Below are 14,285 nucleotides of genomic sequence, written 5' to 3'. Positions count from 1 at the left end.
GGGGATTGAACTCATCACTTAGGATCGCTTTACTACAACTGTTTAATCATAGGCTTGGATAGTTAGCGCTCTAATAAAGATAGTTTATTTTCTACGCCTTCCCATGAATTGGCATCTGCTGGTGGCTCACATTTTTCAGTGATCACTGGCCATTTCGCCGAAAGTTCTTCATTAATTTCTATAAATACGATTTGGTCTTCAGGCACCTCATCTTCTTGGTAGATCGCATTGACAGGACATTCTGGTTCACAAAGTCCACAATCAATACATTCTTCAGGATTAATGACTAAGAAGTTAGGTCCTTCATGAAATGCGTCAGCAGGGCACACTGGAACGCAATCACCATGTTTACATTTAATACAGTTTTCGGTTACGACAAAAGCCATGATGTCTGTTCCTCACATTTCAAAGTGCAGGCATTATACGTAAGCACACCTTAAATGCAATTAACATCCGATTAAGACAGCCAAAGAGGATTGAAAAACAAGCTAGTTTTAAATAATAAAATGCATATTTCATCATAATGACGTAAAATGCCCGCCCTAAGATTTTAGTTTACTTGCTAGTGCTCTAACGGCGCTTAGCATTTTGATAATTGGATAATTTTCTATGTTACGTTTAACCGATGTAAAACTACCACTTGATCATGATGATCAAGCAATTAATGCATATATTTTAGAACGCTTGTCACTTAAACCTGAGCAATTGACTGAATATACTGTTTTTCGCCGTGGTTATGATGCACGTAAACGTGATGTAATTATTTTGATGTACACATTAGATGTTACGTTAGCCGATAGTGTTGATGAGCAAGCGCTTTTAGCTAAATTTGACAAAGATCAGCATGTTCGCATTACGCCTGATATGGCATACAAATTTGTGGCAGAGAAGACCGAAGAAATAGAACAACGTCCTGTTGTCATTGGTTTTGGTCCATGTGGTTTATTTACCGCGTTGATCCTTGCTCAAATGGGATTAAAGCCAATTGTACTAGAACGTGGTAAAGAAGTGCGTGAAAGAACTAAAGATACATTTGGTTTTTGGCGTAAGCGTATATTAAATCCAGAATCAAATGTTCAATTTGGTGAAGGGGGCGCAGGTACATTCTCAGACGGTAAACTGTATAGCCAAGTTAAAGATCCAAAATTCCATGCTCGTAAGATTTTAACTGAATTTGTTAAAGCTGGTGCACCGGCAGAAATCATGTACTTAAGCAAACCGCATATTGGTACGTTTAAATTGGTTACTATGATTGAGACGATGCGTAAAGACATCATCGAACTCGGTGGTGAAATTCGTTTTAGTGCACGTGTTGATGATATTTTAATTGAAAATGATCAAGTAACTGGTGTTCAACTTGCTGGTGGCGAAATTATTGAAACTAATCATGTTTCATTAGGCATTGGCCATAGTGCGCGTGATACATTCGAAATGCTGCAAAAACGTGGTGTTTACTTAGAAGCAAAGCCTTTCTCAATCGGTTTCCGTATCGAACATAAACAAAAAGCGATTGATGATGCGCGTTTTGGTAAAAATGCGGGTAATCCACTGCTAGGTGCTGCGGATTACAAACTTGTTCATCATTGTAAAAATGGCCGTTCAGTATATAGTTTCTGTATGTGCCCTGGCGGTACTGTTGTTGCGGCAACATCTGAAGAAGGCTGCCTTGTAACTAACGGCATGAGCCAATACTCACGTAATGAAATGAATGCAAACAGCGCTATCGTTGTTGGCATTACACCAGAAGATTACCCAGGTAACCCGTTAGCAGGTATCGACTTACAACGTAAGTGGGAACAAAATGCATTCGTTATCGGTGGTAGCAACTATGATGCACCGGGGCAAACTGTTGGCGACTTCCTTAATGGCCGTGGCGAAGGTGAGTTTGGTGATGTAGTTCCGTCATACAAACCAGGTCTTAAATTTACAGATTTGAGTAAGACGCTTCCACCTTTTGCTATTGCTGCTATCCGTGAAGCAATTCCGGCTTTTGAAAAGAAAATTAAAGGTTTTTCTGCGAAAGATGCAACATTAACGGGTGTTGAAACGCGTACATCATCGCCTGTAAGCATTAAACGTGGTCGTGACTACCAAAGTATCAGTACGAAAGGTTTATACCCAGCTGGTGAAGGTGCGGGTTATGCTGGTGGCATTTTATCTGCTGGTATCGACGGTATCAAAGTTGCAGAAGCGATCGCGCTTTCTATCTTGAATAAAGATGCATAAACGCTAAGTTAAGTAAATTAGGTTGCATTAAAAACGCCGGATATAAAATATCCGGCGTTTTTTTTATGTCAGCTAAATGGAACCGAATAATAATGGTAAGTATTTCACCACTAATCAAGGTGTTAACTATACCAATACCGTTCCATAGTTAACGTAGCTATAGAACCTTTACCATTAAATTTACAATGCTTATTAGCTTGTTTCAAAAATGGCTTTAATCTTCTTGATGGGTTTATTAACCGCGACTCTCACCTTACGTTTTAACGCATGCTTGATGACAGTTGATCTTAAATCTTTAAACTCAACCGCGTTAGCATCGTAGGTGCGGCTTAGTGATATCGCATCAAATTTACATTTGGTTGTACAAGCGCCACAACCAATACACATGTATTCATCCGCAATAACCACACCACAGCCTAGGCAGCGTTCAGACTCTTTCTTCACTTGCTCATCGGTGAATGTTTCGCGTAAATCTTTGAAGGTTGTTTTTGATTTTTTACCATCGACATGTACAGTTCTTTGTCTCGGTGCGGTGTCAAAACCGGTCAGGTTAACATTTGCTTTATCAAATGCACGGTAATCACGTTTTAAACGACCTAATACTAAACTTTGACCACGTTGAACAAAACGGTGAATAGAGATTGAACCTTCTTTACCCTGTGCAATCGCGTCGATAGCAAAGCGAGGACCCGTGAGTGCGTCACCACCGGTAAAAATATCAGCTTCACCGGTTTGATAAGTATCTGCATCAGCTTGGATAGTTTGGTTAGGGTTTAATTCAGCGCTACTGTTGGTAAGAATATTACCCCAATCGATCACTTGACCAACTGAAATCAATACATGGTCAGCAGCCACTATTCTAGTATTTTTTTCGTCATAGGTTGGATTAAATCGGCCATTTTCATCTAACACCGAAATACATTTTCTAAATTCTACCCCCACAACACGATCATGTTCAACAATAATGCGTGTGGGTCCCCAGGCATTGTTAATATTAATGTCTTCGTCTAACGCTTCTTCAACTTCTTCTACGTGCGCAGGCATCTTGTCTCTTGCTTCAAGGCAGTACATATCAACTTGTGCCGCGCCAACTCGAGTAGCGGTCCTTGCTACGTCAATGGCTACATTACCACCACCTATAACAATCACGTTACCTTCTAATTGGCTATGTTCGCCAAGGTTTACCTTACGCAAGAATTCGACACCAGTGACGACACCGAGGGCATCTTCACCTTCGAGTCCAATAGCGCGACCAGCCTGAGCACCAATGGCCATGTAGAATGCCTTGTAACCTTGCGTTCTAAGGTCACTAAGACTGAGATCATTACCAATTTCAATACCTGTGGTAAATGTAATCCCCATTTCCTTTAGGACGTCAATTTCTGCGTTAATAACCTCTTTTTCTAGTCTGTATGAGGGAATGCCGAGTGTTAACATACCGCCGAGTGTTTTTTGCTTTTCAAAAACAGTTACTTTGTAACCTTGTATTGCAAGATAGTAAGCGCAAGACAGACCCGCTGGACCTGCACCGATAACGGCAATTTTCATGTCGTAGTCATTCTTGATCGTTGGCACATAACGAGTTTCAGCGTTCATGTCTTGTTGTGCGATAAACTTCTTAATGTCATCAACGGCTACAGCACCGTCAATATCACAACGTGTACAATCATCCTCACAGAATTTTGGACAAATACGACCGCACACCGCCGGGAATGGGTTTTCTAATTTAATTAGTTGTAAAGCTTCTGCATATTTACCCTGAGAAGCCAGCTTGATATAACCTTGAACACCGATATGCGCAGGGCAACCTGACTTGCAAGGTGCTGACCCCGTATCTACAACAACTTCTCTATTGGTTCGATACTCGGTATTCCATCTATCCTCGGTCCATTCGGTGTTGTACGGTAGATCTCGTTTAACTTTTGGAATAGGGGTGTTAGTACATAACTTCTGACCTAGTTTTAATGCGTTAGTAGGGCATACCTCTACACATTCACCACACGCCACACACTTTTCTTCATCAATTTTAACGGTAAAGTTAGAACGCACGAAATCATGGTTGCTCCACATATTCGCGTTTCTTAATGCAAGACAACCGCAACCGCAGCAGTTACAAATAGCGTGTGTGTGTCCTGGTCCATCAACATTCGGCATGTTATGCATTAGACCGTTGTCTTCGGCTTTTTGGATGATTTCAAATGCTTCAGCACGGTCTATTTCACGCCCACGACCCGTTCGGATATAATATTCAGCGGCGTTGCCTAATTGAATGCACATATCTTCTTTAAGATGACCACAACCTTCATTCTGTGCTTCTCGTGCAGTACGACAAGAGCAATCTGATACAGAGAACCGATCGTTATCGTTTAAATATTTTGAAATTTCATCATTCGATACACGTCTTGATTCCCCCGAAATCGAAGATTCAATGGGTATGGTACGCATCGGTCCTGTACCTACAGGGAAATTACCGACGGCTAGCGGGGCCCTTTTTCTGCCGTAATCATCAAATGCTTTACCCAGTTGCGGATATTTAATCGCGTTCTCTTTATGGTTGACGACCATTTCCATGTGTCCTGGCACCCAGATCTCGTACCAGAATTTATCGACACCTTCTTGTTCACCGACGACGGTGGCGCCGGCCATAGCGAGTTCCCATAACAGCTCTTTGGTTTTTTCTGGCGATTTACCACACAACGGAGCAACTTCTTCTACTGTCATTCCCTCACGGAATTTAAGGCACAGTGCTACTTCTGCCATTTCATCGGTGACGACTGGCTCCAACACTAAATATTCGGGGTGTTCAGGCATAATTTGATCTTTTGCCCCGCGTTTCGTTTTACTGATCATATTCGCCAGATCTAATACTTTTTCTTTTATCATCACATAAACTCCAAAGTTAAAATATTTATTATTATTTTTGAATTTTGTTTCGTTTTAAAGATCGACAGCATGAGTCTGGAATGCTTAATTGAAAGTATGAGTTGATGTGCCAGATTCAATACTGTTAGTCGGTATTTGAAAACTGTTTGTTAATTACAGACGCAGAGATGAAAATTAGGATTGGATCGTATTTAAAAGTACGATCCAATGTTTGTGATTTAAGCGGCTGAACTGAACAAATAATTCTATGGTCGTTTTAGCAGGCGATAATTTCTTTTATTGCAAATTCTTTGCCTGTTAATAACCCCCATTCTTTACTTTCGCATTCTGGACATTCAGCGTGCTGCTTAATGATATTAAAAACGCTATTACAGCCATTGCATATCGCGTTGGCTGGTATTATCTCGATTTTCAATTTTGTGTCTTCAAATGGTGTACCGTCGACGGCAGCGGGAAAGCAAGCTTCAATATATTTGGGTATCATCGATGACAGCTCGCCAATTTGTAGCACGATTGTGTCGACTCTTGTTACCCCATTACTTTCTACTGCTTTTTTTACCGTTTTAACGACCTCAAAGACAACGCCTAATTCATGCAAGAGAACCTCCATTGAGTTTCTGGTTAAAGAATGGAGGTGTTGAATAGCCCCCATTCTTATCGTATTGGTGTATTTATTTGGCTTTAGTACTAGCCGATCAATGCTTTGATTTTCTTGATCGGTTTGTTTATCGCCACTCTAACCTTACGTTTCAATGCGTGTTTGATAATAATTTTCTTAGCGTCTTTAAGATCAACACCTTCGGCATTATTAGTTCTAACAAGGGAGATTGCATCGAATCTACATTTAGTTGTACAGGCACCACAACCAACACACATAAACTCGTCTGCAACAGCCAAACCACAACCTAGACAGCGTTCCGTTTCTAACTTGATCTGATCTTCAGTGAATGTTTCACGTAGATCGTTAAAAGTAGTTTTTGATTTCTGTCCATCTACATGAGCAACGGTCTGTCTTGGTGATGCATCAAAACCGCTTAAGTTAAGATTAGTTTTATCAAAAGCACGATAATCACGTCGAATACGACCAAGTACTAAGCTTTGACCATTTTGAACATAACGGTGAATGGAAACAGCGCCTTCTTTACCGTGTGCAATTGCATCAATAGCAAATCGAGGACCAGTAACGACATCACCACCGGCAAAAACATCGGGTTCATCTGTTTGATAGGTTGTTTTATCTGCTGGTATTGTTTGATTCGGGTTTAACGCAATATTACTATTTTCAAGTATATTGCCCCAATCCATTGCTTGGCCAACCGAGAGTAATACATGGTCAGCGTTGACAATCTTTGTGTTATTTTCGTCATAAGTTGGATTGAATCGACCGTTTTCGTCTAAAACAGAAATGCATTTTCTGAATTCAACGCCAACAACGCGGTTATTTTCCGTGACGATACGTTTTGGACCCCAAGAATTGTTAATGTTAATATCTTCATCCAATGCTTCTTGCACTTCTTCGGCGTGAGCTGGCATATTTTCACGGCTTTCAAGGCAGAACATATCGACTTGTTCAGCACCAACTCGAGTTGCAGTTCTTGCGACGTCGATAGCTACGTTACCACCACCAATGACAATCACATTACCTTTAACGTCAGTGTTTTCACCTAAGTTAACGCTACGTAAGAATTCAACACCGGTTATCACACCTTGCGCATTTTCGCCTTCAAGACCCAGTGAACGACCTGCTTGAGCACCAATTGCGATGTAAAATGCTTGATAGTCTTGTTTTCTTAACGCTGCGAGTGAGATATCTTTACCAATCTCAACACCCATTTTAAATTCAACACCCATTTCTCTTAACACATCGATTTCTGCATTAATCACGTCTTTTTCAAGACGGTAAGAAGGGATACCCAGTGTTAACATTCCACCAAGGGCTGTTTGCTTTTCAAATACAGTTACTTTATATCCTTCGATTGCTAAGTAATAAGCACAAGATAGACCAGCTGGACCACCACCGATAATGGCGATTTTCTTATCGTGATCGTACTTAATTTCAGGGATGTAACGTGTTTCTGCATTCATGTCCTGCTGCGCAATGAATTTTTTAATATCATCAACTGCAACGGCACCATCGATATCACAGCGTGTACAGTCATCTTCACAGAATTTAGGACAGATACGACCACATACAGCTGGGAATGGGTTTTCCATTTTAATTAGTTTTAATGCTTCGGTGTATTGACCTTGTGACGCCAGTTTTATATAACCTTGAACACCAATATGCGCTGGACAACCTGCTTTGCAAGGTGCCGTTCCGCCTTCAACAACAACTTGTTTATTTTCACGGTAATCAGGGTTAAATTTATCTTCACCCCATTCTGTATTGTGCGGAAGCTCGCGTTCTTTTTCTGGTACAGGATTAAGAGAGCAAAGTTTTTGTCCCAGTTTAATCGCATTAGTAGGGCAGACTTCGACACACTCACCGCAAGCGACACATTTTTCTTTATCAATCTTAACCGTATAGTTAGAGCGAACCATATCTGGGTTTTGCCACTGCTCAGCAAGTCTCATCGCAAAACAACCACAACCACAACAGTTACAAATCGCGTGTGTTTTACCCGAACCATCTAAGTTAGGAATACTGTGCATTAAGCCATTATCTTCGGCTTTTTTGATCACGCCGATTGCTTCATCACGGGTAATCTCTTTACCGCGCCCAGTGCGAATATAATATTCAGCAGCATGGCCCATCTGAATACAGATATCTTCTTTTAAATGACCGCAACCTTCATCCATCGCCTCTCTTGAGGTTCGGCATGCGCAATCAGAAAGTGAAAATACTTCGTTGTCATTCAAATATTTAGATACTTCTTCATATGATGCATTTTTTGTTTCACCATCAATTGATGTTTCGATAGGTATTACACGCATCGGGCCGGAACCAACGGGGATATTACCCGCTGCGAGAGGTCCTTTTTTCTTACCGAACGCATCAAAAGCAGCACCGAGTTCAGGGTACTTTTGAATGAGTTCTTTGTTATTAACAACCATTTCCATATGGCCAGGTACCCAGATGTCAACCCAGTACATGTCCACACCATCAACATTGTTGATAAAAGCAGCACCGCCTACAGCGGATTCCCATAACAGCTTGCTTACTTCTTCTTCTGGTCTGCCGCAAATCGCAGAAACCTCAGCTGCGCTCATTTTTTCACGCAGTTTAAGACAAAGTGTTACCTCAGCTACATCTTCAGACATCCAAGGGCTATAAATTTTATATTCAGGATCATCAAAGGTAATACCTGCTCTTGAACCACGTTTAACTCGACTGATCTTGTTAGCCAGATCTAGTACTTTTTCTTTTCCCATTACATTGCTCCAAAACTAAAATGTTATTGTTGTTCTTTCCAGTCGCGTACTTCGCTGCGAAGCCAGTTGGTCCAATCTTCCATTCCTTCGCCAGTCTTTGCTGAGATAGGGAACACTTTAATATTCGGGTTTAATTTTTTAACACGTTCTATCGCCGCTTCTAAGTTGAAATCAAAGAAACCCATCGCATCCATTTTATTAATCAAAAGTACATCGCAAATAGAGAACATTAATGGGTATTTAAGCGGCTTATCATCGCCTTCAGGCACACTTAGGATCATTACATTTTTGGCAGCGCCAGTATCAAACTCTGCAGGGCAGACCAAGTTACCGACATTTTCTAGGATCGTTAAATCTAATCCTTCAGCATCAAGCCCTTGCAGCCCTTGCATAGTCATTTCTGCGTCAAGATGGCACATACCACCTGTGTGTAACTGAATAACTTTAGCGCCAGTTTTAGCTATGGTGTGGGCATCGACATCAGAGTCAATATCTGCTTCCATGACACCAATATTAAGCTCACTTTTAAGCTTGTTGATAGTCGCAACAAGCGTTGTTGTCTTACCTGAGCCCGGTGATGACATTAGGTTTATCAGTAAGTTTTTTTTCAGTTTTAATTCCGCTCTCAACGCATCTGCTTGTTTATTATTATTTGCAAACACACCTTCTTTTATTTCTATAATTTTAAAGTTTTCCATTAATTTCACCTGTCTGTCATGTGGGTAGGAATAAGTATTACCCAACAATAATTTAAAGAATTGACACCATTCTACGCTCGACAGTCACTACCTACTAGTGAGTAATCGCTGTTTACCGAGTAAATGCTCTAATATTAGATGTTGATCATACTTAAGGAATAATTATCTTAAGATTTAATGGCTTATTGTTTATAATTTAGAGACGTGAACTAATGTGTACTGAATGATTTTGGATGGATAAGAATAAAAAAGCCGCTCACTTTAAGCGAACGGCTTTGGAACAGTTAAAAGTCTTTGATTTAATAGCGATGCATTCTAATGCGCAGTTCTATTAACCAATAAGATTATAATCGTTACGTAAGATCTCAATGATCTCCGCCTTAGGATTATCTGATAAGGTGATCTTCTTACCGGTAATCTTCTCAGCGATATTAAGGTAGGTTTCTGAAATAGACATTAATACAGACGTCGGTAATGCGTTATGTTCAGCAAGTGCTAAACGCTCATCCATTCTGTTTTTATTAAGTAAGATGTCTGGTTCAGGGAAGTAGTTAAGTAACAACTGGCGGAAACCTTCTTTAGAGTTCTCAACTACATTACCTTCACGGAATGCTGGACCATCCCAAATACGTGATGAGTCAGGCGTACCAACTTCATCCATATAGATTAGTTTGTCTTGGCCTTTGCTGTCTGTTACATAGCCAAACTCGAATTTAGTATCGACAAACATTTGGTCAACACCCGCAAGTGCGTCACTAATTACATCAAAACCTTCTTTTAATAGTTTTTCGTAATAAGTAATATCGTCAAGTGATTTGAAGTTGAATGCTTGGTAGTTGTCAGAAATGTTTTCACGGGTAATGTTAACATCATCAACAGCGGGTACACCTGGAATGCCTTCTAAAATGCCTTTAGTCGACGGTGTGATTAGCAATTCTGGTAGTTTTTGGTCTTTGGTTAACCCTTCTGGTAGCTCGATGCCACAGAAGTTACGTTCACCTTGACTATAAGCTCGCCACATTGAACCTGTGATGTATTGGCGGCAAATCGCTTCAATCATTACTGGTTTGGCTTTTTGCACGATCCAAATGAATGGATGAGGGATATCAAGAATATGGCTATCAGCTAAGCCGTTGTCACGGAACGATTTGAACCAATGGTTTGAAATTGCGTTTAACGCAGCACCTTTCCCAGGTACACCACGCATGCCGCCTTCACCATGCCAGATGCAATCAAAAGCAGAAATACGATCACTAATAACCATAATCGCAAGTGGCGCATCTGCCGCTACGTCATAACCTTTTTCTTCAATTAGACGACGACTATCGGCTTCAGTTAGCCAGTAAACAGAACGAACTTTACCACTGTGCACAGGTTTATCTGTACGGATTGGTAAATCATTGTTTACAGCTAATACTTTATCAGCAAGACTCATTGTTAACTATCCTTATTGAGTTTAATCGTTTAAATAAAACTTATACCTAAGTAACTTGGGAGAGTTTCTTTGTATTTTCCCTGAAGGCTCTTCCAAGTTACTTTGGACTAATTTAGCTAGATTCGGATGTTGCTGTCGATTTGAGGCGATTTTAGCAGAAGTCAGGCGTGATTCCACTATTACTGATAATTTTTTGTTAAAAAGATCAATCAATAACTGAAAGTAATTTTTTAATAGGGTTGAAAAATAACCATCAATTTAGCTTTATACAACATCAATTTGATTATTAGCATGAGTGATGGTATTAAATGCTGTCTAATAATCGATTTGGAACTTGTTTGTGATAGAGAAATATTTTTTATCTGGTGGCGCATTAGCCGAAGTCATCGATGGCTATACTGCACGTCAACCACAAATTGATATGGCCAAAGCTATCAACTCAGTGATCGCAAACAAGGGTAATTTAATCGTTGAAGCTGAAACAGGGACTGGTAAAACGTTCGCTTACCTTATTCCAGCTCTCGTCAATGATAAAACAACGATAATCAGTACCGGCAGTAAAAATCTGCAAGAACAATTATTTAATCGTGATTTACCTTTTATTATCGATGCATTAAAAAGCAAAGCTAAAACAGCGCTGCTTAAAGGTCGTAATAATTACTTGTGTTCCGACCGTTTAACGCGTTTAGGCAGAGAAACTCAGTATCAAAGCCAGACCATATTAAGTGATTATGTAAAAGTGAAGGGTTGGTCGAATATTACAATCAGTGGTGATATGAGTTCAGTACCGGGCTTGAAAGACGATTCTGAGATCCTACCCTTAGTCACATCAACTAATGAGAATTGTTTAGGTCGAGACTGCCCAGACTATGAAGATTGTTTTTTAGTTAAAGCGCGTAGAAAAGCGCTAGATGCTGACATTGTTGTGGTCAATCATCATTTATACTTTGCTGATTTAAATGTTAAAGACTCTGGTTTTGGGCGCTTATTACCTGATGCGGATGTGGTCGTTTTTGACGAGGCGCACCAAGTCCCTGATATAGCTTCAGAATACTTTGGTAAAAGCATCGCGAGTAAACAAATTCAAGCATTATGTAAAGACGTGCAGTATTTAGGCCGAACAGATCTTAAAGATTCAATTCAAGTAACCAAAGCCGCAAATGGTCTAGCTAATGCTACACAAGATTTAAGGTTGAGCTTTTCGATGGAGTCTGGACGTGGGAATTGGCGTCATTTGTTTACGCAACAAGCTGTGATGAAGACAATTATACGTTTTCAAGACCAGCTCGATTTTATCTATGAAGTGCTTAAGCTCAATCTTGGTAGAACGGAACTGGTCGATCAGTGTTTTGAGCGCGTAGTTGAGATTAAAGCTACTTTTCAACAAATAATGGCGGTAAATAATACCGGCGAGAGTTATTGGTATGAATGTACGAAGCGCAACTTTACTTTAAATATAACGCCCCTTAATATTGCGGAGCGGTTTAGTGCAGAACAAAAAAAGAGTAAATCGGCATGGGTATTTACCTCTGCGACATTAGCTGTTGATCATTGCTTTTCACATTACCGTCAACAGATGGGGCTGGTTGATGCAGAAGAACTTATTCTCGCCAGCCCTTTTGATTATCAAAACCAAGCTATGTTGTGTGTGCCACGTAATATACCAGAGCCTAATGATCCCAAAATTGCGCGTATCCTGGTCGAAAAATTAGTGCCGATTATTATTGCCAACAAAGGTCGATGCTTTTTCTTGTGCACAAGCCATTATATGATCAGACAAGTGTCAACGTTACTACAACAACAGCTTAGTATGCCTATTTTGATTCAAGGACAAGATAACAAACAAGTCTTGTTAGACCAATTTATCCAGCATGGTAATGCTCTGCTTATTGGTACGTATTCATTCTGGGAAGGTATTGATGTTCGTGGGCAAACATTAAGCTGTGTGATCATTGATAAACTACCGTTTGCATCACCCGATGATCCACTTTTACAGGCTCGGATTGAAGATTGCCAACGTAAAGGTGAAGATCCATTTTCTACACTACAAATACCTAAAGCGGTAATTAACTTAAAGCAAGGGGTGGGGCGTTTAATCCGAGATGTCAAAGATACGGGTTGTGTTATTATCTGTGATACCCGTATTGTATCTCGTGGATATGGCGCTACATTTATCAATAGTTTACCCGATATGCCGAGAACGAGAGATTTAAATGGCGTATTGTCTTTTATCAAAAAAACTAACAACTAGAAAGTGAATATTATGAGTACTATTTTAGCATTAGATACATCAACAGAGAATTGTTCAGCCGCGTTAATGATTAACGGGAATGTGATATTTAGAGAGTTTGAAAGCCCACGTGAGCATACCAAACGTATATTACCTATGGTTGATAGCTTGTTGTCAGAAGCGGGCATTAAATTAACTGATTTAGATGCACTGGCATTTGGCCGTGGCCCTGGTAGCTTTACTGGTGTGCGTATCGGTACTGGTATAGCTCAAGGTTTGGCATTTGGTGCTGATTTACCCATGTTACCGATCTCTACATTAGCCGCAATGGCTCAAGGCGCACACCGTTTACATAATGTAACGGATGTATTACCCGCAATTGATGCGCGCATGGCTGAAATATACTTTGCTCAATACCAGCTTAATGATGCAGGTGTAATGACATTGGTTGATAAAGAAATCGTGGTCACGCCTGATAATTTATTGGCCAACTTTAACAAACCGGAACAAGCGTTTTATACTCTTGGTACTGGCTGGGCGACATACTCAGAGAAACTGGCTGGCTTAAACGTCGCACAATTGACTGCATGCGAAGGTATACAGTTCCCATGTGCACAAGATATGTTAGTCATTGCAGCGGCAGAACTTATAAAAGGTAACGCCGTGGCTCCAGAAGATGCGATGCCTGTTTATGTGAGAGACACAGTTACTTGGAAGAAACTACCAGGTAGAGAGTAATTTCTAATGAATAACTTTAGTATAGAGGTCAATGGTAGCATTATTGCTGGTTTGCAGTGGGGCGATAAGTCTCAACCTGTGTTGTTAGCTGTTCATGGTTGGCTAGATAATGCGGCTAGTTTTGTGCCTCTTGCTGAGATGTTAAAAAATGAGTTAGCAGATGGCTCATTGCCTTTTCAGTTAATTGCAATTGATTTACCTGGTCATGGTCATTCAGATCATAAAGTGGGACATTACAATTTTATTGAATGGGTCGAAGATTTATATCAAATAATTACAACGCAGCAGTGGGGGCCCGTTACTATTATCGGTCACTCAATGGGCGCGATGATCAGTTCTATTTTCGCTGCAACATTCCCTGAGTTAGTTAATCAAATTGTGTTGATTGAAGGCTTGGGGGCTATTTCAGCAGAACCAGACCAAACTGTGAGCCAATTACGTCAAGGTATAATAAGTCGTGATAATTACAACCAAAGTACGAGTAGGGCAAATAATACTCTGACGTTAGACAAAGTTGTTAAAGCACGTTGTTTTGTTTCCGATTTAAATGAAATAAATGCAAGGTTGATTTGTAGCAGAAATCTAACGGTTAATGAAAGTGGGATGAGTTGGTGCTCGGATCCTAAATTAAAATTACGTTCTTTGGTTCGGTTGACAGAGCCGCAAGTCATTGATATTTTATCATCTATATCAATGAGATGCT

Annotated in this window: 10 protein-coding genes; 4 read left to right on the top strand and 6 right to left on the bottom strand. The window is 40.3% G+C overall.

The genetic code is table 11. The features are described from left to right. Nucleotides 1–62: 62 nt before the first annotated feature. Nucleotides 63–386 (bottom strand): ferredoxin FdxA, encoded by a 324-nt coding sequence (gene fdxA, locus QNK26_RS08265; RefSeq protein ID WP_319222146.1) that lies wholly within the window; start codon nucleotides 384–386, stop codon nucleotides 63–65. A 223-nt stretch (nucleotides 387–609) separates the two neighbouring features. Between fdxA and QNK26_RS08260 the strand changes: the two genes are divergently transcribed. Then, the gene (locus QNK26_RS08260) at nucleotides 610–2,226 is read left to right on the top strand and encodes an NAD(P)/FAD-dependent oxidoreductase (protein WP_319222145.1); all 1,617 of its coding nucleotides are present in this window, start codon (nucleotides 610–612) and stop codon (nucleotides 2,224–2,226) included. Between the two features lie 192 nt (nucleotides 2,227–2,418). Here QNK26_RS08260 and QNK26_RS08255 read toward each other — a convergent pair whose 3' ends face one another. The 5 genes from QNK26_RS08255 to QNK26_RS08235 form a co-directional block, all read right to left on the bottom strand. After that, nucleotides 2,419–5,109, bottom strand: a complete 2,691-nt coding sequence (locus QNK26_RS08255; RefSeq protein ID WP_319222143.1) for an FAD-dependent oxidoreductase — start codon at nucleotides 5,107–5,109, stop codon at nucleotides 2,419–2,421. A gap of 256 nt (nucleotides 5,110–5,365) precedes the next feature. After that, nucleotides 5,366–5,707 carry a hydrogenase maturation nickel metallochaperone HypA gene (locus QNK26_RS08250; protein WP_319222141.1) on the bottom strand — a complete coding sequence of 114 codons (342 nt, stop codon included), beginning with the start codon at nucleotides 5,705–5,707 and terminating at the stop codon, nucleotides 5,366–5,368. A gap of 89 nt (nucleotides 5,708–5,796) precedes the next feature. Continuing rightward, a complete protein-coding gene (locus tag QNK26_RS08245) occupies nucleotides 5,797–8,481 on the bottom strand; it encodes an FAD-dependent oxidoreductase (RefSeq protein WP_319222140.1) in 2,685 nt (894 codons plus the stop codon). A 23-nt stretch (nucleotides 8,482–8,504) separates the two neighbouring features. Next, nucleotides 8,505–9,179, bottom strand: a complete 675-nt coding sequence (hypB, locus tag QNK26_RS08240) for a hydrogenase nickel incorporation protein HypB (protein ID WP_319222138.1) — start codon at nucleotides 9,177–9,179, stop codon at nucleotides 8,505–8,507. A 331-nt stretch (nucleotides 9,180–9,510) separates the two neighbouring features. Further along, nucleotides 9,511–10,614, bottom strand: coding sequence for a phosphoribosylaminoimidazolesuccinocarboxamide synthase (locus tag QNK26_RS08235; protein WP_319222136.1), 1,104 nt, complete (start codon nucleotides 10,612–10,614; stop codon nucleotides 9,511–9,513). A 340-nt stretch (nucleotides 10,615–10,954) separates the two neighbouring features. On the opposite strand from QNK26_RS08235, the gene QNK26_RS08230 reads away from it, so the two are divergent. From QNK26_RS08230 to QNK26_RS08220, 3 genes are all read left to right on the top strand, one after another. After that, nucleotides 10,955–12,865 (top strand): ATP-dependent DNA helicase, encoded by a 1,911-nt coding sequence (locus QNK26_RS08230; protein WP_319222135.1) that lies wholly within the window; start codon nucleotides 10,955–10,957, stop codon nucleotides 12,863–12,865. 12 nt (nucleotides 12,866–12,877) lie between these two features. Then, complete coding sequence (gene tsaB, locus QNK26_RS08225; RefSeq protein WP_319222134.1) at nucleotides 12,878–13,582, top strand: tRNA (adenosine(37)-N6)-threonylcarbamoyltransferase complex dimerization subunit type 1 TsaB; 705 nt, start codon at nucleotides 12,878–12,880, stop codon at nucleotides 13,580–13,582. Between the two features lie 6 nt (nucleotides 13,583–13,588). Then, nucleotides 13,589–14,285, top strand: a 697-nt coding sequence (locus QNK26_RS08220; protein WP_319222133.1) for an alpha/beta hydrolase, incomplete at its 3' end; no start/stop codon positions are given.

Origin of the sequence: Moritella sp., assembly GCF_033791185.1 — a bacterium.
In the GTDB taxonomy this organism is placed as follows: domain Bacteria; phylum Pseudomonadota; class Gammaproteobacteria; order Enterobacterales; family Moritellaceae; genus Moritella.
The sequence above is the reverse complement of the archived record's forward strand: the minus strand, read 5'-3'. Positions and strand labels throughout refer to the sequence as shown.

What these genes read in the sequence shown, in the direction of transcription:
- fdxA (WP_319222146.1), bottom strand. Translation starts at nt 386, where the DNA reads ATGGCTTTTGTCGTAACCGAAAACTGTATTAAATGTAAACATGGTGAT.
- QNK26_RS08260 (WP_319222145.1), top strand. Translation starts at nt 610, where the DNA reads ATGTTACGTTTAACCGATGTAAAACTACCACTTGATCATGATGATCAA.
- QNK26_RS08255 (WP_319222143.1), bottom strand. Translation starts at nt 5,109, where the DNA reads ATGATAAAAGAAAAAGTATTAGATCTGGCGAATATGATCAGTAAAACG.
- QNK26_RS08245 (WP_319222140.1), bottom strand. Translation starts at nt 8,481, where the DNA reads ATGGGAAAAGAAAAAGTACTAGATCTGGCTAACAAGATCAGTCGAGTT.
- hypB (WP_319222138.1), bottom strand. Translation starts at nt 9,179, where the DNA reads ATGGAAAACTTTAAAATTATAGAAATAAAAGAAGGTGTGTTTGCAAAT.
- QNK26_RS08235 (WP_319222136.1), bottom strand. Translation starts at nt 10,614, where the DNA reads ATGAGTCTTGCTGATAAAGTATTAGCTGTAAACAATGATTTACCAATC.
- tsaB (WP_319222134.1), top strand. Translation starts at nt 12,878, where the DNA reads ATGAGTACTATTTTAGCATTAGATACATCAACAGAGAATTGTTCAGCC.